The organism is Methylophilus sp. Leaf414, from assembly GCF_001425425.1.
Taxonomy (GTDB): domain Bacteria; phylum Pseudomonadota; class Gammaproteobacteria; order Burkholderiales; family Methylophilaceae; genus Methylophilus.
Genome location: NZ_LMQQ01000001.1, coordinates 519930 through 540108 on the forward strand (window position 1 = coordinate 519930; position 20179 = coordinate 540108).

19 protein-coding genes are annotated in these 20179 nt (G+C 49.0%); 11 read left to right on the forward strand and 8 right to left on the reverse strand.

The features are described 5' to 3' along the window. Nucleotides 1-46 precede the first annotated feature (46 nt). Nucleotides 47-553: a hypothetical protein gene (locus ASG24_RS02515; RefSeq protein WP_055867487.1), complete on the forward strand. Its 507-nt coding sequence runs from the start codon at nucleotides 47-49 to the stop codon at nucleotides 551-553. 18 nt (nucleotides 554-571) lie between these two features. On the opposite strand, the gene ASG24_RS02520 is transcribed toward ASG24_RS02515, so the two are convergent. The 6 genes from ASG24_RS02520 to cysM form a co-directional block, all read right to left on the reverse strand. Then, entirely contained in the window at nucleotides 572-1360 is a 789-nt protein-coding gene (locus ASG24_RS02520; RefSeq protein ID WP_055867490.1) for a 3'-5' exonuclease, read from the reverse strand. 182 nt (nucleotides 1361-1542) lie between these two features. Then, nucleotides 1543-2022 carry a hypothetical protein gene (locus tag ASG24_RS02525; RefSeq protein WP_055827264.1) on the reverse strand — a complete coding sequence of 160 codons (480 nt, stop codon included), beginning with the start codon at nucleotides 2020-2022 and terminating at the stop codon, nucleotides 1543-1545. A gap of 200 nt (nucleotides 2023-2222) precedes the next feature. Continuing rightward, nucleotides 2223-2609, reverse strand: a complete 387-nt coding sequence (locus tag ASG24_RS02530) for a YdbL family protein (RefSeq protein ID WP_055827267.1) — start codon at nucleotides 2607-2609, stop codon at nucleotides 2223-2225. A 92-nt stretch (nucleotides 2610-2701) separates the two neighbouring features. Then, nucleotides 2702-2986 carry a hypothetical protein gene (locus tag ASG24_RS02535; protein WP_369814152.1) on the reverse strand — a complete coding sequence of 95 codons (285 nt, stop codon included), beginning with the start codon at nucleotides 2984-2986 and terminating at the stop codon, nucleotides 2702-2704. Nucleotides 2987-3034: 48 nt separating this feature from the next. Further along, nucleotides 3035-5023, reverse strand: a complete 1989-nt coding sequence (locus ASG24_RS02540) for a hypothetical protein (RefSeq protein WP_055867492.1) — start codon at nucleotides 5021-5023, stop codon at nucleotides 3035-3037. Then, nucleotides 5023-5916: a cysteine synthase CysM gene (gene cysM, locus ASG24_RS02545; protein WP_055867495.1), complete on the reverse strand. Its 894-nt coding sequence runs from the start codon at nucleotides 5914-5916 to the stop codon at nucleotides 5023-5025. The genes ASG24_RS02540 and cysM overlap by 1 nt, the downstream gene beginning before the upstream one ends. Before the next feature lie 194 nt (nucleotides 5917-6110). Between cysM and ASG24_RS02550 the strand changes: the two genes are divergently transcribed. Then, the gene (locus ASG24_RS02550) at nucleotides 6111-7271 is read left to right on the forward strand and encodes a diguanylate cyclase (protein ID WP_055867499.1); all 1161 of its coding nucleotides are present in this window, start codon (nucleotides 6111-6113) and stop codon (nucleotides 7269-7271) included. Between the two features lie 48 nt (nucleotides 7272-7319). Continuing rightward, a complete protein-coding gene (locus ASG24_RS02555; RefSeq protein ID WP_235562280.1) occupies nucleotides 7320-8327 on the forward strand; it encodes a hypothetical protein in 1008 nt (335 codons plus the stop codon). Between the two features lie 52 nt (nucleotides 8328-8379). On the opposite strand, the gene ASG24_RS02560 is transcribed toward ASG24_RS02555, so the two are convergent. Together ASG24_RS02560 and ASG24_RS02565 are read right to left on the reverse strand one after the other, a co-directional pair. Beyond that, entirely contained in the window at nucleotides 8380-8883 is a 504-nt protein-coding gene (locus tag ASG24_RS02560) for a disulfide bond formation protein B (RefSeq protein ID WP_055867502.1), read from the reverse strand. Between the two features lie 106 nt (nucleotides 8884-8989). Continuing rightward, entirely contained in the window at nucleotides 8990-9973 is a 984-nt protein-coding gene (locus ASG24_RS02565) for a lytic transglycosylase domain-containing protein (protein ID WP_235562281.1), read from the reverse strand. A 293-nt stretch (nucleotides 9974-10266) separates the two neighbouring features. Between ASG24_RS02565 and xseA the strand changes: the two genes are divergently transcribed. The 8 genes from xseA to prmB all read left to right on the forward strand — a co-directional run bounded on the left by xseA (nucleotide 10267) and on the right by prmB (nucleotide 20176). Next, complete coding sequence (gene xseA / locus ASG24_RS02570) at nucleotides 10267-11493, forward strand: exodeoxyribonuclease VII large subunit (protein ID WP_055867505.1); 1227 nt, start codon at nucleotides 10267-10269, stop codon at nucleotides 11491-11493. Between the two features lie 126 nt (nucleotides 11494-11619). After that, on the forward strand, nucleotides 11620-13503 hold the full coding sequence (locus tag ASG24_RS02575; protein ID WP_055826027.1) for a potassium transporter Kup: 1884 nt from the start codon (nucleotides 11620-11622) through the stop codon (nucleotides 13501-13503). Nucleotides 13504-13597: 94 nt separating this feature from the next. Further along, nucleotides 13598-14425, forward strand: coding sequence for a M48 family metallopeptidase (locus tag ASG24_RS02580; protein WP_369814153.1), 828 nt, complete (start codon nucleotides 13598-13600; stop codon nucleotides 14423-14425). Nucleotides 14426-14529: 104 nt separating this feature from the next. Then, a complete protein-coding gene (gene dapD / locus ASG24_RS02585; RefSeq protein ID WP_055867508.1) occupies nucleotides 14530-15357 on the forward strand; it encodes a 2,3,4,5-tetrahydropyridine-2,6-dicarboxylate N-succinyltransferase in 828 nt (275 codons plus the stop codon). Nucleotides 15358-15599: 242 nt separating this feature from the next. Then, nucleotides 15600-17672 (forward strand): EAL domain-containing protein, encoded by a 2073-nt coding sequence (locus tag ASG24_RS02590; protein WP_055867511.1) that lies wholly within the window; start codon nucleotides 15600-15602, stop codon nucleotides 17670-17672. A gap of 89 nt (nucleotides 17673-17761) precedes the next feature. Then, the gene (locus ASG24_RS02595) at nucleotides 17762-18115 is read left to right on the forward strand and encodes an ArsC family reductase (RefSeq protein ID WP_055867513.1); all 354 of its coding nucleotides are present in this window, start codon (nucleotides 17762-17764) and stop codon (nucleotides 18113-18115) included. Nucleotides 18116-18120: 5 nt separating this feature from the next. After that, nucleotides 18121-19260, forward strand: a complete 1140-nt coding sequence (gene dapE, locus ASG24_RS02600) for a succinyl-diaminopimelate desuccinylase (protein ID WP_055867516.1) — start codon at nucleotides 18121-18123, stop codon at nucleotides 19258-19260. 13 nt (nucleotides 19261-19273) lie between these two features. Further along, nucleotides 19274-20176: a 50S ribosomal protein L3 N(5)-glutamine methyltransferase gene (prmB, locus tag ASG24_RS02605; RefSeq protein ID WP_055826036.1), complete on the forward strand. Its 903-nt coding sequence runs from the start codon at nucleotides 19274-19276 to the stop codon at nucleotides 20174-20176. Nucleotides 20177-20179: the final 3 nt, after the last annotated feature.

Consider the following 20179-nt stretch of genomic DNA (forward strand, 5'->3'; position numbering starts at 1 on the left):
TTGGGCTTACAATCCTTCACGAAGCACTGCAAATAAGGGAGACCATATGTTAAAAAAATGGAGTCTATGTATTGCTCTGGTGATGGCAGTTTGTTCTGCAACCTGCCTCGCAGATGTCGCCATCCAGCAGGATGAACATGGTGTGGATTATGTGACTGGTGGAATCGGCTCGGAAGAAGTTGAGGCGCTGGAAGCGTTTAAAAAGCAATTCAACCTATATTTCCTGTTTTCGGAAGGTAAAATTGGCCGGCTGATAGATGGCGTCAGTATCACTATCATGGATGCAAAAAAACAGACCGTATTCAGCCTGGATCAAGCGGCGCCCAGATTACTGCTCAATCTACCTAATGGCAAATATTCCATTATTGCCAGCTACCAGGGAAATACCCAGCGTTACACTTTCACCAGCAACGCAAAAAAACATCAGCGTGTGATCCTGAACTGGAAGAATGCCAATCTCGATGAAGATTCACGCGAAGACAACAGGGAGGAAGACGCGGCACCTGATGAAATTAGAAACGATACCAGGGCCGCATTGCCTGGCACTAGCTGACTTTAAGCTGCTGATCATTTAAGCTGAGCTAACTGGGGTCCAGGCCGCTAGAAATTGTTGCCAGTGCGTGCCGGCGTAACCAGTCAAGGTCTCACGCGTCACGCGGATTTCTTCTTCATATTCCGCTTCGCTTAAATGGCCGCGCATTTTCAAAAAACGCAAATAAACCAAATGGGTATTGGCAACATCGGTTTCACAGTAATCGCGTATCGCCTTGATTTCACCATTTAAATACGCTTGCCACACTTTGCTGCCGTCCATGCCCAGTTTACCGGGGAAGCCACATAACTGTGCCACCTGATCCAGAGGCGCATTGGCACGGCCGCTATACATTGCCAGCACATCCATCAGATCCAGGTGACGCATATGGTAGCGGCTGATGTAGTTATTCCATTTAAATTCTTTATCATCCTCGCCCAGATCCCAGTAACGTGGCGCAGTAATGCCGTGCACCATGGCGCGATAGTGCAAAACCGGCAAATCAAAACCAGCACCATTCCAACTGACGATATTTGGCGTGTATTTTTCAATGCCGTCAAAAAATCGCTGGATGATTTCTGCTTCGGAGGCATCTTCGTCGCCCAAGGTCCAAACCTTGAACTGGTTGCCTTCACGCAAAGCACAGGAGACAGCGCACACACGTTGCAAATGATGCGGTAGAAAATCATTACCGGTTTGCTGTCGGCGTTGGTGAAAAGCGATATTGGCTACGTCAGCATCACTCAAACCGGAAGGAAGGTCGTGCAATTGACGTATACCGTCAACATCGGGAATAGTTTCGATATCAAACACAAGGCTGCGAAGCATAAGAGCCCCAATCCGGCAGGATTGCCTACAAAATAATATGGTCGTAACCATATCACAGGCAATGGCTACCTCACTAGCCGAAAATCCTCATCTTTAAGCAATTTAAAGACTTTGGGGAATTAATCCACCAGTCAATTGCTCACAGGCATTGGCCTTAAAACCAGCCAATCACCTGCTAAAAATCAGGCAATTTCCAGCTGTAAAATATCCTGATCATTATTTTCCTGCAGCCATTCCGCAGGCGCTTTGTGCAATCGGATCGGCGTTTTCATCTCGTCCCCTTCAAACGTCAGGATGGCATAGCTAATATCCTCTGGCGCTTCAATGGGAGTGAATTTACCAAAACCAAAATCAGCGTTACGCATGACTTGCCAGGCACCTACCGGCTCGGTGTATTCAGGCTTGGAAAAATAATGTGCGATTTGCTTGTCAGTCGCAGTTTTGAGCACGCAATCATTTTCGCGTGACATCACCGACCAGCGATAATCCAGACCGTCGGCAATCGGCTGCAACTGCAAGATATACCAGTGCAAATTTTCACGCACCAACTGTATCAACGATCGCACGCGGCCAGTTTGTTGATTCAGGATATAGTAAATCCCGGAATCCTCCTGTCGGATAGGTTGGCCCAGACGAGGTAGAACGAAAAGATTATTTGCCACAACAAACTCCTTCCATTGCAATATGCACTTAGTTTGCATGCAATGACCATGCCTGAAATTTAAATAAAGTGCTTTTACCCCTTTGTTTTTTGATTTGTTGTAGCGGCAAAAATATTACTCAACTGCTCTTTAACGCATGGTCATTTCATAAAACTTGAATAATCTATTTTCTTTACAAGGCCTTAGCGCGATGCAGCCAATTACTTTCTGGCCCACTGTCCGTCGCGCTGTACCATCCAGCCTGCTTGCGCTCTATCAATCCAGCGTTGGGCGAATGTGCGTTGTATCTCACCTTCCCACTCCGGGTGACCATTTGCGGCAGCAATTCCCTGATATAGCTTTGCGCGGTCAGCATTTTCATCTTTCACCAGCGCGGTCAGCGCACTACGTTGGGACAATGGCACCAATCCGGCATCCTTCACGGCGACAAATCCATCAGCAGTCAATCCCACTGCGCCCGATAGATAATGCGGTGATAGCAATTGATGACGGTTTTGCATACTGGCTTTTACTGCAGCAACAGCGGGCGTGTTTACATCAAGGTCGGCTGCTGCATGTACCTGCATCGACAACAATCCAAATATCATGCCAAATATCAGATGCTTAAAGTTGTGATAGCAATCAAGCGTAAATAGTTGCAATTTCCCTAACCATGGTTTGCGTATTTTGATGATTGAACTCATGGTGCAGACTCCTGATTAACGGATGGTGTCACTGCTGGTATGGCTGCAGGGACATTGCTTTCTTTAGGGGTTGGGCTGGGCGCCTTGTCCGGATTATGCGCAGGAGCTTGGCCAGCAGGTGTTTGCCAGATTTCGTCGATCACTTTATCGGCTGCTTTTTCAGCCGCCGCGGCAGGAAAGTAAATATTGATCGTGACGCAAGCGGTCAATCCGCACGCGACAACTGCCAGTAAACATCCATTTACCCAATGCCGGTATGGTTTAGCAAAAGCGAGTTTCAATCTGGTTCCTTTCACAAAATTCCGCTGGTTTTAATCAGTTAACAAGTTCTAGTCGATAATGATTTTACTATTACTATCCGTTACCCGCTGCATGCGTGCCAGCACATCTTTCCAGCTGACATACCTGGTGTACCCGTTCACATTGACCGAAGGCGCACCTTTGCCTTTGACAATCACAAAGCCATCGGGAATCGCTTCCACCCCACCCATTTTGCAGATATCACCTCGCAATTCACAACGCAAGCCAATTTTCTCGTAGCCAAATTCTTTAAAGAACCGCAGGAAAGTGCGTTGCAAGGCTGCAGCCGTGCCTTCCCCACCCAGTGCGGTAATATTCTCAACAGCACGCTGCGATATCTTCTTCTCAAACGGTCCATCGGCAGTCTGGATGACAGCATCCATATATACCGGCTTCCAGTTTTGCAAACGCAAGTGCCTGATATCGCCTTCCAGCTTGCCGGTAATCGAGCCAAAATTAAATGTACGCGTAATTTCACCCAGGTCTATATCGCGCATAGTGAAGTTGGCGTGCAGCTTTGGTACTGCACCTAAGGGGTCATCAATATCCAGGTCAGACATACCGACCATGCCATTAAACAATTTAAACTGCATATCGCCTGTCATGCGCAACTCGTGGTTGGCATAGGTGATTAAGGGCACCGACCCGGTTATCTGGCCACGCATGGTCGGCCAGTCCAGCGACTGACTGAACTGTGACATGCTGATAGGCTGCATATCCATTCTCACATGCCAGACCATGCTTTGATTGATCCAGGCAGCGGAAATATCCTGAAACTCCAGCGCACCATCCAGTATCGGCAACTTCAGGCTGGGTGAAGTGATCGAATAACGGTTCACCTCAGCCCACCAGCTGGTGGGCCCCAGCGGGACTTTTAAAACATGACCGGACTGGTAACCCATGGCTATCTGTGTTGGTTGCTCATAATCCCACGGGATACTGGCATTAAAATGGCTAAAGCCAAATTTGCCGAGCTGGTCTTCGAGGCTAGCATCGGTAATATTCAGGTGAAATTTTAGTGGCTGCAATCCTTTGGCTTCAAAAGACCAGTCAGCTTTGCCGGACACTTTCAGGTGACCAAATGCCGAATCGGGGATCAATGGCTGGATGAATGCCTGGTAAACGCCGTTAAAATCAACATCACTCGCATCGACCTTTAATAAATCGAATTCTTTGCTGACCAGGTTGACGCGGCTCTGGCTGTGCAATGTACCTACGCCAGGTAAGTTAAGGGTCGCTTGCTCGACATCAAGATAAGGCTGCCGGTAAAACCCTTTGATTTCAAAGCGCTTGTTGCCATCGGCAAAATAAAACGGTTGCCAGAATAATTCACCCTGCTGCCAATCGAAAATACCCTGCCAGCGCCAGCCACCCGCTTGTTCATGCGCAGAAAGACTGACCTTGCCGGTAAGTTTATCCGCCGCATGCAAGCCTTCTGCATCACTGAACTTTGCCTGGTTTACTGATAACTCCAGGTCTACGCCCCTCGCCATTTCACCGCTTTTACCGACCGATTTCCAGGTCGGTGTCACCAGCAACTCAAATGGGATGTGGGAACGGATATCTTGATACAAGCCATCTTCGCAACGCCAGGTTTGCGTAGCCGCTTGTGCTGGCACCAGACAATGAAGATGAAACTTGCCCCACACTGCGTCATGCAATGCTTTAACTTCAGCGTCCAGGGACAAAGTGGGTTGCAGGACCTTCTGACGGTAATCCAGGAAAATGCGTGGATGCCTGACCTGGTATGGCTCCATTTGCAGTTGATCGGAAGTAATCAGCAAGGTCGGGCGCTGGCTGATATCGAGTGAGATATTCGGTTTATCCAGCGTGGCATCACCCAGTGTCAGGCGTTGGGCATTGATTTTAACCTGTTGTTTGCTGCTTAAATCCAAGACGGCATTGGGTTTATCGAGTCGAAACAGGTCGCTGCTGATACTGTCTGCGCTTAAGCTAATTTGGCTGATGGCACAGGCCTGTGCTGACCATAACATCAGGCTCAGGCACCAGATGCGCATCAGTCTGGGAAAACTCCGGTCGACAGGTAACGGTCACCGCGGTCGCACACGATGGCGACAATCACAGCGTGATCGACTTCTTTGGAAAGTTGTAGCGCGCAGTATAGAGCCCCGCCGCTGGAAATACCGGCAAAAATACCTTCTTTCTGTGCCAGTTTGCGCGTGGTATCTTCCGCATGTTTCTGGCTGACGTAACGCAGCTCATCGACGCGTTTGGCATCAAAAATGGTAGGCATGTAGGCTTCCGGCCATTTGCGGATACCGGGAATCTGGGCGCCCTCTTCCGGTTGCACACCAATGATCTGGATGGCTGGATTCTGCTCTTTAAGAAATTGCGAGGTACCCATGATGGTACCGGTAGTACCCATGCTGGAAACAAAATGCGTAACTTTACCCTCAGTATCACGCCAGATTTCCGGCCCGGTGCCTTCATAATGCGCGAGCGGATTATCCGAATTACCAAACTGGTCCAGCACAATGCCTTCGCCTTCAGCCTGCAGCTTCATCGCGACATCACGCGCCAGCTCCATACTGCCGTCTTTGGGCGTCAGCACCAGCTCAGCACCATAGGCTTTCATGCTTTGGCGGCGTTCAACGGACTGGTTTTCCGGCATTACCAACACCATTTTATAACCACGCATGGCCGCCACCATCGCCAGCGCGATGCCGGTGTTGCCACTGGTCGCTTCAATCAGGGTGTCGCCAGGCTTGATATCGCCGCGTTGTTCGGCACGCAGAATCATGCTGTAGGCAGGCCTGTCCTTCACCGATCCGGCCGGATTATTGCCTTCGAGCTTGAGCAAAATGGTATTGCTCTCATTCGGGTTCATGCGTTGCAAGGCGACCAACGGCGTATTACCGACAAAGTCATCTAAAGTTTTATATGGTTTCATCACAGACTGACAGACATTGTGTTCCGGACCCGGAATCAACCGTCATCCAACATTTCAAATTTGAGGAATAATTTAATACACTCGCCAGCTTAATATATGTAAAATTCCCATATTGTTACTGAGTTAGCTGGTGAAGTACGCATTTTACATAAACTGACCGCATCACAAAAACAATAATTGCCGAGGAAAAACGGATGTTGAAAAAGTGGCTTAGCCGAGTGCTTGTCGTCATGTTACTTCCGATCCAGCTTTTTCCGAAATTAACCGATACTGTTAACGTTCGTTACAAGGTTATTTTCCTCAATAACGTTTTCACCTTTGCCGGCCTTGTTTCCCTTGCAATGAGCGTGATCCGCTGGAATACCAATCCCTTTCTCGGCAAAGTCGACCTTTTATTCTCCTGTATCGCTTTTATCCTGCTATGGATACTGCACCGCCACCATAGACTGGTTGAATTAATTGCGAGCATTGCTCTCTGGCTATGTTTCGTACAATTTCTGATCGTGTTTTTTCTCGCCAACGGCAACCCAACTCGAAGCGGTCTGCTGTTGCTGGTACTGGCTTCCGCTTTTTACCTCAAAGGTCGCAAAGCCGGGTATTCGATGCTGGCAATCATACTAGCCCTGGTGGTGGGCAATCATTTAACAGGAATGTTCCCTTCGGAATTCAATAACCTGGATATTCTCAGCCTGGGGTTTTACATGCTGGCCCAGTTTTTTATTATTCATAACTATGAAAGCCTGCGCGAAACACAAACCAACTACCTGAAAGCGTTAAATACGGATCTGGAAGCCCGGGTTAAGCAACGCACCGAACAGCTGGCGGCCGTGAATTCGGCGCTGGAGAAGGAAAAAGAAAACCTGACCAGACTTTCCAGCACGGATCATTTAACCGGCTTGAGCAATCGTCACCATTTCGAGACAGTATTTGCCGAATACTCTCCCGCTGCGCGTGGCAAAACGCCTGATGCGCTGATATTGATCGATATCGATAATTTTAAAAAAATCAACGACACCTATGGGCATGTGCTGGGTGATAAGGTGCTGAAGAACGTGGCAGCATGCATTAAACAACATAGCCGGATTTCGGATATTGTCGTGCGCTGGGGTGGTGATGAGCTGATTGTGTATGCACCTCGCACGTCACTCAAGCAAGCCTCTCAACTGGCTGAAAAGATGCGCAAACAAATACATTTACTCAATATTAGCGAGATAGAGTCAATCACCATCAGCGCAGGGGTTGCCGCGATGCAAGCCGGTGATACACTCTCACACTTGCTGCACCGCGCTGACAATGCGCTGTATGAAGCCAAACAGGCCGGGCGTAACAATGTATATTCGGCTGAGTTAGGCTAATGCGCTGTTGGAAAAAAGTACCTGACAACTCCGGATTTAGTTTTATTTATGATGTTTAGATTCCCTGCCCTTGTTTTAGTCGTTTTCTTGCAGTTGATACTACTAAGCCCTGATTTATACGCGGAGCAATGGCAAGCGGTTCAGGGCCGCGAAAAATTCCTGACTGTGTCCGTGGACCTGGACTCTCTGCAAGTCGGCCAGCTCGACGATATGATCCGTTTCAAATTAAGGGCGGACGATCATGATGACACCATCACTACCAAATACGTGCAGGCATCGTGCAGCGAATTTTCGATAGAAGCAGAACGTGAAGTGGTGTTTCATAAATCCACTATGACTTCAGAAACACTGGACTGGAAAAACGATAACGCGTTAAAGAGCAGCGCTGAATCCTCCCAGGCCAGATTGTCATTCTGGGGATATACCCAGGCTTACGGGCAAGCGATTTCACTGGCATGCCGCAGGGTCGGCAATCGCGCGCCAGAGCGTTTGTTAAGCATGCCTGCTACCAGAGAACAGTGTGCAATGACGAACCCGTTACGCAAAGTAGCGTGTGCCATTCATGGCAGCTGGCGTGCCAATTACAAGCTATATATGTCGCGCTCGCATGATGTGATCCATAACTGCGGTATTGCGGAAGACCGCATGACCAAACAGGCGGCATGGTTGTTGAAGAATGTCATGCGCTGCCAGAATGAAAGTTGCGGTAATGAGATCCTGGAGAACTGGATACATAAACGCGGCGAAGATATTGCCAGCGTGATTCATATGCCGAAGAATGCCAGCTACAGCTGGAGCAGCCAGCAAGGCCCAGTATGCAAATCGCTCAATCAGGCTGATCAGGCGATTGCAAGCATGCAAACTGAAGAGATTTACGCCAAGGCCAAATACCTGGGTTGCGTAAAACGCGAAACAGCCAGACTACGCGCTGCCAGCATCCCAAATGACATGCTTCCGCAGTTGGCTGAGCAATCATGCGAAAGCCAGTTTCAGGAATGGCATGAGACGATATCCAGACAATCTGCCATGCTGAAAAAAACAACATCTCAGTATTAATGAAAAAGGCGCTTTAAAAGCGCCTTTTTCTATGCCGCCAGCAGAATAATCATTAACGACTGCAACGTCTCGCACGGAACAGGAACACTGCATACGTGCCAAAAGCTAAAAAGCTGATCAGCCCCAGTTGCGGCAAGGTCAGACCAAGGAAAGTCCAGTCAATCGCGGCACAATCACCGGTACCTCGAAACACCAGCGTCAAGGCTTTCTTCAGCGGGAAGTTTTCAAACATATAATCAAACCCCACGCCACAGTCGGCAATGATTTCGTCTTTATGCACTTGCAACCACCAGTGACGAATCGCCACGCCCACGCCGCCCAAAGCAGTCAATACTTCAACCACTGCCAGCCCAGCACTTACCCAGGATTTGGGCGGTAGAAATGCATGCAGTAAAAACAGCACGCCTAAACTCATAAAAATGATGCGCTGTGAAATACACAGTGGACAAGGTTCGAGGTTGTAATGCACCTGGATTGCCAACGCCAGCGCGACTATCCCGAAACAGGCCAGAAACCCTAACACGTAACCGCCTTTACCTTTAAACCATTGACACATTGCCTGCTCCTGCGCATTGAATAAAATTGAATTGTAATGGATTAAGCGCTAATGCGGCTGCTGGTGTAGACATGGGCCTGACTTTAATGAACGTTTGAAGCTGGCATCAGGATGCGGCAGATACTGCATCACTCTCGCGCATGGCTGACTTTTGCCTGACCTCGTGATGTTTCTTTTTATAGTAGTGAGCAACGCGTTTCACATAATCACGCGTTTCGGGATATGGCGGAATACCTTTATGCCGTTGCACGGCATTTTCGCCCGCGTTGTACGCTGCGGTCACCAACTCGACATCACCTTTAAAATGACCGATGAGCCAGCGTAAATATGAAAGCCCGCCTTTGATATTCTGTTCCGGGTCATAAGCATCTTTAACATGGAACCTGGCCTGCGTGTCCGGCAATAATTGCATCAAGCCCTGCGCCTTCTTGCGTGAAGTCGCTTTCGGGTTAAAGCCAGACTCCACTGCGATTACCGCCATCGCCAGGTCAACATCTACGCCATACTTAGGGGCATGCTTTTTCACTAACTGATAGACTGGGCCACGTTTGCGGTACAACACTTGAGCCGCAGAGTTTTCATGCGTATGCATACATGCTGGCAGTTTTGCCAGTTCGGCATTGCCCGGCTCTTTATCCAGCCATTCCCTGGCCTCCCTATGTCCTTGTATGGCCGCCAAACTAAAAAAGCGTGCCGCAATATCATGATTCACTTCCACACCTTTGCCAGTGCTGTATAACCAACCCATGGCAAATTGTGCATCCGGGTCGCGCGCCTCGCCTGCGAGCGCACAATAATGCGTGTAGGCTTGCTCATAACTGCCAAGGCCCAAGGCATTTTTAGTGCCTGAAGCGAGGCTGATTTGCAGCTTGATAAATTGCTTGTAAGCATCATTCTGCATTTTTGACTGCTCACGGGTATAACTGGTGATTGGCTCAATGACTGCTGGCATATCAGCTACTTCAATCTCTTTCGCAGGTTGGGATGTAGCAGCTTCATCAATCGCAGGCTCACTTATACCAGGCTGGCTGACGACAGCCTCGTCATCCGCCTTAGACGCCAACGACCATAGCGCAAAAAAAGCTATCACCAACCAGGTTGTAAACCAGGTCTTAGTCGAAAGCAAAATGAATTTATATATAGAATAGGAATTTGTGTTTTGGCTAGCTCGCATTGTTTGACACCATATTAAATATCGCAATGCCCCACTCTTTAAATGACCTCGGGGAGCTGACAAAGTGCCAACTACATTTGTTAAAGAGTGCGAAAAACATGATTAAAATTTGTTTTTATAATTTCTAAATGGCTGGTGGTGTACTGAAAACCTTGCCGGTTTTATAGAAAAATAGCCAAACTGCAATCAGCTGTTGGATAATGTAGGCTATGGCTAGTTTGTTATCGACGTCTTCCAAGCAACTCTTGAGTGTCAGTGACCTGACGCGTTTAACTAAAGAATTACTCGAGACCAGTTTTCCGTTGTTCTGGGTCAGTGGCGAAATCTCCAATTTCACCCGTGCGGCCAGTGGTCACTGGTACTTTTCGCTCAAGGATGCCAAAGCACAGGTACGTTGCGTGATGTTTAAAGGGCGCAACAGCCTGGTGGAAAGCATGCCGCGCGAAGGTGATTCGATAGAAGCACGCGCAACGGTGACACTGTATGAAGCGCGTGGTGATTTCCAGCTGACCATCGAGTTTATGCAACCGGCCGGTTTAGGGCGCTTGTACGAAGCTTATGAGCAACTAAAACAGCGCTTGCAGGCCGAGGGCTTATTTGACCAGTCTCGCAAGCAACTTATCCCCGTCGACCCGCATACCATCGGCGTCGTAACTTCTCCCGATGCAGCGGCGTTACGCGATGTGATCACGGCGATACGCAGACGCCACCCCGGCATTGCGGTAATCATTTACCCGACGCCAGTGCAAGGCAAAGGCTCGGCCGAGCTGATTGCGAATGCCATCCGCCTGGCCGATCAGCGACAAGAAGTTGATACGCTACTGATTTGCCGTGGCGGCGGGAGTATTGAAGATTTATGGTCATTTAACGAAGAAGTCGTGGCGCGAGCGATTGCCGATTGCCGGCTGCCGACCATCAGCGGCGTGGGCCATGAAACCGATTTCACCATTGCTGACTTTGTCGCTGATTTGCGTGCAGCCACGCCTACCGCGGCGGCAGAACTGGCTTGCCCGGATCAGTCGCAATTGCGTTTACAGGTTACCCAATTACAACAAAGACTGATGCGAGCCATGCAATCCCTGTTGCAAAAACAGGCACAAACGCTGGATTATTTATCGCGCAGGATGATTTCACCGGCGCAGCAGTTACAGCAGCAAAAGCAATCTCTGGAGCAATGGCAGCACCGTTTGCAATTAGCCATGCAACATCTTTTGAATAAACAGTTACGGCGGCTGGACCATTTTTCGACCAGCCTGCAACAGCTGAATCCGCATCAGGTACTGGCGCGTGGCTATGCCATTGTGCAAAAAACGGATGGTCATGCAGTCACAGATTCCCGGCAACTGACTTCGCAGGAACCCTTGCGTGTCACTTTATACAACGGATCGGCAGAAGTGGTGGTTACCGAGATCCACCAGCCAGATCAGCAATCCTGATTACCTTGCGGATAATTGAAAAATTTACAAACTCTTAACACAGGGCACACAGGCGCGACTGCAAAAGTCATTGGTTAAGCTGTCAAATTGACAGATAATAAACGTTTGCTTTACGTAGTTCACACAATGGACAATACAAAAAGTCAGCCCGCGGCATTGCATACCATGGCACTTGCCGCCCTCGGGGTCGTATTTGGTGATATCGGAACCAGTCCCCTCTACACGATGAAAGAAGTATTTGCGGTAGGTCATCACCCGTTACTACTCACACAAGATAACGTTTACGGTATTTTATCGTTAATAACCTGGGCTCTCCTGCTCATTGTTTCCTTCAAATATGTAGCCTTTATCATGCGGGCGGATAACCGCGGTGAAGGCGGGATCATGGCCTTGCTATCCCTTGCCAGCCGTTATGCAGGTGGTGAACCGGAGCAAAGAAAACGCATCATGATGCTGGGTATTATCGGCGCCTGCATGTTTTATGCAGATGGCATGATTACCCCGGCGATTTCAGTATTATCCGCAGTCGAAGGCCTGGAAGTCGCCGCCCCGCAACTGGATAACTGGATAGTCCCCATCACCTTGTTAGTCCTGTTTTTACTGTTTTGGGCGCAGAGTAAAGGCACCGCGGTGATGGGCGCGTTTTTTGGCCCTATCATGCTGACATGGTTTGCGGTGCTGGGTATTTTAGGCGCAATTAACATTAGTCATCACCCCGAAATTCTCAAAGCACTGAGTCCTTATTACGCTTTCCTTTTTTTTAGTACCCAACCCAAGATTGCGTTTATTGCCTTAGGTGCGGTAGTACTGGCGGTCACAGGTGCCGAAGCACTATATGCCGATATGGGGCACTTTGGCCGCAAACCGATACGATTGGCTTGGTTCCTGTTCGTATTGCCTGCCTTAATCTGCAACTACTTCGGCCAGGGCGCATTGATTCTTTCCGAACCTGACTCTATCCAGAACCCTTTTTATCACCTTGCCCCCGACTGGGCTCTTTTCCCACTGATTATCCTGGCGACCCTGGCCACAGTGATTGCCTCACAAGCCGTGATCACGGGCGCATTCTCTGTCTCCCGCCAGGCCTTGCAACTTGGCTTTATCCCGCGCATGCACGTTGCGCATACCTCTGAACAAACCGAAGGCCAGGTCTATATGCCGAGGGTAAACTGGGGCTTGATGATTGCGACCATGGGGCTGGTACTGATTTTTGGCAGTTCCGGTGACCTGGCTGCTGCTTACGGCATTGCCGTGACTGGCGACATGGTCATTACAACCTTGCTGGCAGCAGTGGTTTTCCATCATTTGTGGGGATGGAGCAAGTTCAAAACCGCCTGCCTGATTTCACTGTTCCTGGTCATTGATCTGTCTTTCTTTACCGCCAACATCCTGAAAATTCCTGATGGTGGCTGGGTGCCGCTGTTGATGGGTCTGATCATCTTCACCCTGATGCGCACCTGGAAAACCGGTCGCGCTTTGTTATACAGTACCCTCAAATCAGAATCGATGGAGCTGGTACCGTTTATTAAAGCGATAGGTGCGCACCCGCCTGCACGCGTCAACGGCGCCGGTGTCTTCATGACACCTAACCCGGACGGTGTGCCACATGCACTGTTACACAACCTGAAACACAACAAGGTATTACATGACAGCGTCGTGATTTTGACAGTACGTTTTGAAGATTACCCTTACACCAACAGGGAAGAACGCGTATTGGTTGAGAATCTGGACTTTGGGTTTTATCGCGTCACCATCCGCTATGGCTACATGGATGAACCGGATTTACCGCGTGACCTGGCATTGACCGAAGCACAAGGTTTGATACTGGATGCCATGGACACCTCTTTCTTCGTTGGTAAAGAAAGTCTGATTGTGTCTGATAAGCCTGGCATGGCCTTCTGGCGCAAAAAAATATTTATTGGTTTGTTCAGGACCGCAGAAACCATTACCAACCAGTTCAAATTACCGCCTAACAGGGTGGTTGAATTGGGGTCACAAGTAAAAATTTAAGTTGGTCAACATGACTGTGTCACACTAGAATGTTATAAAAAATAACCCGTATCCAGTCTGGATGTATTCCGGTACCGAGAAAGGAAAAACTTTAATGTCCATGATAACAACCACATCGATCAAAACAACTTCCATCGCCATTTTGTGTGCCATGCTTTCCGCTTGTGCCAGCACCACGAATAACAGCGTATCTGGCGTGCAGCGCAGCCAGCTGCTGCTGCTGCCGACAAGTACTGTGAACCAAATGTCCTCACAGTCATACACAGAAACTTTGCAGGTAGCGAAGAAAAATAACACCCTCAATGCTGACAAGGCACTATTGACGCGTGTCACCACTATCTCCAACCGGCTGATTGCGCAGGTAGGTGTTTTCCGCCCGGATGCGGCGCAATGGAAATGGGAAGTGAACGTCGAAAAAAATGACCAGCTGAACGCCTACTGTATGCCTGGCGGCAAAATCATGGTGTTCTCTGGCCTGGCTGAAAAACTCAAAGCAACTGATGATGAATTAGCCGCAGTGATCGGCCACGAAATTGCCCACGCCCTGCGGGAACACGGTCGTGAACGTATGTCGCAAGCTTATATACAGCAATTTGGCTTGCAAGCGCTGGCTACCGTAGTGGGCGGTACCGCCGGGAATATGGCGGCACAGGGTGCCGGGCTTGGCAGCCAATTACTGTTCTCCATGCCAAATGGCAGGGAGCAGGAGCGCGAAGCTGACCGTATGGGACTGGAACTGGCAGCCCGCGCTGGCTACAACCCGGAAGCGGCGGTGAGTTTATGGAAAAAAATGATGGCGGCTAATAAAGAAGCGCCACCAGAATTTTTAAGTACCCACCCTTCCAGCGAAAACCGCATCAAGGATTTGCAGGCGCTGACTCCCAAAGTCATGCCACTCTACCTGGCGGCGAAGTCTAAATAACTTCCCCCGGCTTGGGATAAGCCTGCCACATTCAATCAGCACTAAAAACCCGAAATTAGGTTAAAATTTCGGGTTTTACTCCTCCCTATCATTTAGAGAACATCATGGATCCACGTCTAAGTATTATCGAGGCGGCTTTTGAAGACCGCGCCAACATCAACCCTGCAAATGCATCTGCAGAAATCAAGCGAACTGTTGCTTCCATTCTTGATGACCTCGACGCTGGTAAATTGCGCGTGGCCAGCCGTATCGGCGACACCCAGCAATGGGAAACCCATCAATGGCTGAAAAAAGCCGTGCTGCTGTCTTTCCGCCTGAAAGATAACTACCTGATGGATGATGGCGTTACCCGTTACTTCGACAAAGTGGACCCGAAATTCGCGGACTATACCGAAGAAGATTTTAAAGCTGGCGGTTTCCGCGTTGTGCCAAATGCGATCGTGCGCAAAGGCTCATTTATTGCTAAAAATACTGTGTTGATGCCTTCATACGTCAACATCGGCGCCTATGTCGGCGAAGGCTCCATGGTGGACACCTGGGCGACTGTCGGTTCATGTGCGCAAATCGGTAAAAACGTACATTTGTCTGGCGGCGTTGGTATTGGCGGTGTGCTGGAACCAGTGCAAGCTGGCCCTACCATTATTGGCGACAACTGTTTCGTCGGTGCACGTTCTGAAGTGGTTGAAGGCGTAGTGGTTGAAGACAACTGTGTGATTTCAATGGGTGTTTATATTGGCCAATCAACCAAAATCTATGACCGCGAAACTGGCGAAGTGCATTATGGTCGCGTACCGGCCGGTTCAGTAGTCGTTTCCGGCAACCTGCCTTCCAGCGATGGCAAGTACAGCCTTTATTGCGCAGTGATCGTGAAAAAAGTTGATGCCAAAACATTAAGCAAAGTCGGTATCAACGAATTGCTACGCGGCATCTAAATTCTGCAGCGGGAATCACTTAATAATAGTCTCAGGAATGATGCGCTGAGGCTTAAAAACTTAAGCTCAAGTTATCAGCGCAACCAGTCGTTATAACAGTGATTCTCGTTAATGCATAGGCGAAGACGAGATTTGAGGATGGAGAAATAGAATAGCAGTAAATTAATCAGGCTATAAAGCACAAGCAGTAAAGTAGTAGTGTCACAACACCAACAATCAAAATAATCGTGAATCACTCATTTATGACTACAACGCATCTTTTTGTCCCGATTCTTTTCACACTCAGTGTGATCGGGTGCTATTTTGCGTTTGAACTGGTAGATCGCCTGCGCAAGGTAGCTGCCAAAGACCATGACAGCCTGCTCAGGAAAAATGCGATTATTGTCGCCCTGGGCGTATTCCTGTTGCATTGCGGCTATCAAATGTCTGCTGACAATTTCCCCAGAATTGCCGAACATCCGGTTGACTTCGTCGGCAGCCTGTTATGTGCATACATGCTTTCACTGTCGTTACTCAGTACCGTCAATAAAAAGAAACTCCCATTGCGGGAACTGCTTTATGGTTCACTGGCCGCAGCACTAAGTGGCTACCTGCTTTCATATTTTTACCAGATCAGTGCTGGCGCAATCAATACGCGTATCGATACCTGGACTGCATTATTTGCGTTCTTCCTCTCATGTCTGACTTCTGCCCTCGCGATTGTCACCATGCTGTGGATCAAAAGTTACGAAGGCAAAGCATTGCAACGCCTCAAAGTCATGTTCTCGGTTGAAATCGCACTAGGTTTCCTGGCCTCGCATGCGGCGATTAACCTGAGCATACGGCACAACAACATGTTTATCGGCCAGCCAACTGACCAGGCAGGCAATTACCTGGTACTGCTATTAACGCTGGCGCCGGTTTTGCTATTTATCACCTCATTTATCCTGGTGATTTTTTACGAGCGGAATGTGGATCTCGCGCAAAGCAAGCTGACTTTCCGCAACACCCAAAGCGCCAACAAAAAATTCCTGGCTTATGACCCGCTGACACAATTGCCCAACCGCGATGCACTCAACCAGCATCTGGCTATTAATGCCAAGCGCTGTGACCGCAACGGCGAATCATTGGCACTGGCATATATTGACCTGGACCACTTCAAGCCGGTTAATGACCAGTATGGCCACCATATCGGTGACCTGTTGTTAATCGAGGTTTCCAAACGCATTAGTAACGCTATCCGTAACTGTGATTACGTCGCCCGCGCCGGCGGTGACGAATTTATCGCTGTACTCAGCGAAATCGAAAATCACCAGAGCGTAGTCACTGTTATTCAGCGCATAATTGATTCCTTGCGTGAGACCTTTGTGATTGAAAATCACGTGATTGAAATTTCCTGCTCTATTGGCATTTCCATGTATCCGCAGGATGGCAATCTGCAAAAACTCAAGTTGAATGCCGATGCGGCCATGTATAAAGCCAAGGAAAACGGTAAAAACCAGTACCGTTTCTTCGATGCTGAAATTGAGCAGGCTTCTGACGAAATGCAGCAGACGCGGGTGGAGTTGAAAAAAGCCATTACTGAACAAGAATTCAGGTTGTTATTTCAACCCAAGGTAGATGCGGCAACGCGGCTGGTTCATGGTGCTGAAGCCTTATTGCGCTGGCAACACCCTACCCGCGGCCTGCTATCACCCACTCACTTTATTGAGGCAGCCGAGCGGTTTGGCATGATTGAAGAAATCAATGCCTGGGTGATTTCGCAGACCTGCAACACCATCAGCCAGGCCAGGGAGCGTGGCATAGATTTGAGTATCTCAGTGAATTTGTCTAACCAGCAATTCAGGAATAAGCATCTTAGTGCGCATATACAAGCTATCCTGGAAGAACATCAGGTTGAAGCGCGCAACCTCATTTTAGAGGTGTCCGAAACCACCGCTATCCATCATCAATCGCAGTTTAAAGAAACTTTGCGGCACTTTAAAAAGCAGGGATTGAAAATCTCGCTAGACGATTTTGGCTTGCACCCTTTCAGCCTGACCCACCTGCAAGATCTGGAGATCAGCGAAGTAAAACTGGACCGCTCCCTGACTAAAGGTGTAGCTGCCTCAAAAATCTCGTTATCGATTGTGGAAGCGATTGTCAAACTGGCACATGCGCTGGACTTGAACGTGGTGGCTGAGGGTGTGGAAGATGAAGAACAGCGCCAGGCCTTGGTCAGCATCAACTGCGACCAGATGCAGGGCTACCTGTTCTCGAAACCGGTTGAGCAAAAATTCCTGTTTGATGTGTTCAGTGAACTCCAGTTGAAATCCATCACCAAAAGCCTGTTTTAGTTTTTTAGTGCTCCCTTCTCCCGCCGAATTAATTACTACACCTTTGCTGCTGGCTGGTAAAATGGTTTCTTTGACCAAGAATTATCGCCATGAAACTTTACGGCATCCCCAATTGCAGTACTGTCAAAAAAGCACGCGCATGGCTGGATCAGCATGCAGTCGCTTACGAATTTCACGATTTTAAAAAACTGGGGCTGGATGCTGCCACCGGGCAACAATGGCTAACCCAGCAACCCTGGGAAAAACTGGTCAACCGCAGTGGCATGACCTGGCGCAACCTGAGTGACACCGAGAAAAATGCCGTGGTAGATACAGCCAGTGCATTGCGGCTGATGCAGGAGAAAACCTCAGTGATTAAACGCCCGGTACTGGTCGATAACAATCAGATTCTCACCCTTGGTTTTAACGAAGCCGATTACAACCAACTCTTTGCCAAAGAATAGTGATCATGTCAAAAACACTGGAACTCGCCATTGACTTGCTTAAACGCCGCTCCCTGACACCGGAAGATGCCGGCTGCCAGGAAACCATGATTGCGCGCCTGGAACCACTGGGTTTTAAGATTGAACGCATGCGTTTTGGCGAAGTAGATAACTTTTATGCCCGCCGCGGCACTACCGGCCCATTGCTGGTATTTGCCGGCCATACCGATGTGGTGCCTACCGGCCCGTTGGATAAATGGCATACGCCACCTTTCGAACCGACCATTAAAGATGGCATGCTATATGCGCGCGGGGCGGCCGACATGAAAACCTCATTGGCGGCATTTATCACCAGTATTGAAGAATTTGTGGCGGAGAATCCGGATCATCCTGGTTCTATCGGTTTATTGATTACTTCGGATGAGGAAGCCATTGCCATTGAAGGCACGGTCAAAGTAGTAGAAGCATTGCAGGCACGCGGTGAGAATTTTGACTATTGCATCGTTGGCGAACCGACCAGTAACAAACTGGTGGGCGACATGATTAAAAATGGCCGTCGCGGCTCATTGTCCGGCACATTGATCGTTAAAGGTATCCAGGGCCATATCGCCTACCCGCACTTGGTGAAAAACCCGATTCACCTGGTGGCGCCTGCCATTAAAGACATGGTGGAAACGGTGTGGGATAACGGTAATGAATACTTTCCGCCTACCTCATGGCAGATTTCTAATATGAATGGCGGCACCGGTGCGACCAATGTGGTGCCTGGTGAAGTCGAAATCCTGTTTAATTTCCGTTATTGCCCTGAGGTCGATGGTCAAGGCAGTTCTGAGACCAGCTTGCGTTCACGTGTGCATGCCATCCTGGATAAACATGAACTGGACTATTCTCTGGACTGGGAACATAACCAGTCATACATCACGCCGCGTGGTGAGCTGGTTGCCGCCATCAGCCAGGCCATCGAGCAGAGTTATGGCATCACTCCGGAACTGTCGACTACCGGCGGCACTTCTGATGGTCGCTTTATTGCGGATATCTGCAAGGAAGTCATTGAATTCGGCCCGCTAAACGCCACTATCCACAAACTGAATGAATGTGTTGGCGTAGCGGATATCGAACCCTTGAAAGAGACCTACAAGCGGACCATGCAATTGCTGCTGAAATAAACCGAATAAACCTATGACACACACTTTACAAACCATACGTGACTGGCTGCGCTACGCAGTCAGTCGTTTTGAAAACTCGGATATTTTTTATGGTCATGGCACCGATAACAGCTATGACGAAGCTGTCTGGCTGGTGATGAGCGCACTGCATCTGCCGCACGATACGCTGGATAATTTTCTTGATGCACGGCTGACGGCAGAAGAAAGCCAGCATCTCGCAACATTGATAGAAAAGCGTGTCACTGAACATACACCCACTGCTTACCTAGTCAATGAAGCCTGGTTACGCGGATATAAGTTCTATGTCGATGAACGCGTGATTGTACCGCGCTCATTTATTGCCGAATTGCTTGAAAATGGCTTGCAGCCATGGGTAGAGTTTCCGGAAATGGTGGAATCGGCTGCCGATATTTGCACCGGCTCAGGCTGTTTAGGTGTGTTGCTGGCGGAGGCTTTCCCGAATGCGCATATCGATGTGATCGACATCTCTCCGGATGCAATTGAGGTGAGTAATATCAATATAGGACGTTATGGCCTGGAGCATCAGGTACAAACCGTGCAGTCCGATATGTTTACTGCACTCAAAGGCAGGAAATACGACGTTATTATCAGCAATCCGCCTTATGTGGATGCACCAAGCATGGCCGAATTACCGGCAGAGTATCGCCAGGAGCCTCAATTGGCGCTAGGCAGTGGTGATGCGGGTTTGGATCACACGCACACGCTGCTTACGCAAGCCAGTGAATATTTAAATGATGGTGGCGTGCTGGTAGTTGAAATCGGTCATAACCGTGATGCCTTGCATGCGGCCTATCCTGATCTGCCATTCACGTGGCTGGATACCAGCGGCGGAGACCAGTTTGTGTTTATTCTGACCAGGGAAGACTTGCTGGAAGCAGGTTTGCTTGCAGAGTAAAGC

Bases quoted from the DNA above. Each gene is read 5' to 3' on its own strand.
- cysM (WP_055867495.1), bottom strand. From the start codon at position 5,916: ATGAAACCATATAAAACTTTAGATGACTTTGTCGGTAATACGCCGTTG.
- dapE (WP_055867516.1), top strand. From the start codon at position 18,121: ATGTCAAAAACACTGGAACTCGCCATTGACTTGCTTAAACGCCGCTCC.
- ASG24_RS02555 (WP_235562280.1), top strand. From the start codon at position 7,320: ATGATGTTTAGATTCCCTGCCCTTGTTTTAGTCGTTTTCTTGCAGTTG.
- ASG24_RS02575 (WP_055826027.1), top strand. From the start codon at position 11,620: ATGGACAATACAAAAAGTCAGCCCGCGGCATTGCATACCATGGCACTT.
- dapD (WP_055867508.1), top strand. From the start codon at position 14,530: ATGGATCCACGTCTAAGTATTATCGAGGCGGCTTTTGAAGACCGCGCC.
- ASG24_RS02520 (WP_055867490.1), bottom strand. From the start codon at position 1,360: ATGCTTCGCAGCCTTGTGTTTGATATCGAAACTATTCCCGATGTTGAC.
- ASG24_RS02590 (WP_055867511.1), top strand. From the start codon at position 15,600: ATGACTACAACGCATCTTTTTGTCCCGATTCTTTTCACACTCAGTGTG.
- ASG24_RS02560 (WP_055867502.1), bottom strand. From the start codon at position 8,883: ATGTGTCAATGGTTTAAAGGTAAAGGCGGTTACGTGTTAGGGTTTCTG.
- ASG24_RS02580 (WP_369814153.1), top strand. From the start codon at position 13,598: ATGTCCATGATAACAACCACATCGATCAAAACAACTTCCATCGCCATT.
- prmB (WP_055826036.1), top strand. From the start codon at position 19,274: ATGACACACACTTTACAAACCATACGTGACTGGCTGCGCTACGCAGTC.
- ASG24_RS02530 (WP_055827267.1), bottom strand. From the start codon at position 2,609: ATGATATTTGGATTGTTGTCGATGCAGGTACATGCAGCAGCCGACCTT.
- ASG24_RS02540 (WP_055867492.1), bottom strand. From the start codon at position 5,023: ATGCGCATCTGGTGCCTGAGCCTGATGTTATGGTCAGCACAGGCCTGT.
- ASG24_RS02595 (WP_055867513.1), top strand. From the start codon at position 17,762: ATGAAACTTTACGGCATCCCCAATTGCAGTACTGTCAAAAAAGCACGC.
- xseA (WP_055867505.1), top strand. From the start codon at position 10,267: ATGGCTAGTTTGTTATCGACGTCTTCCAAGCAACTCTTGAGTGTCAGT.
- ASG24_RS02550 (WP_055867499.1), top strand. From the start codon at position 6,111: ATGTTGAAAAAGTGGCTTAGCCGAGTGCTTGTCGTCATGTTACTTCCG.
- ASG24_RS02515 (WP_055867487.1), top strand. From the start codon at position 47: ATGTTAAAAAAATGGAGTCTATGTATTGCTCTGGTGATGGCAGTTTGT.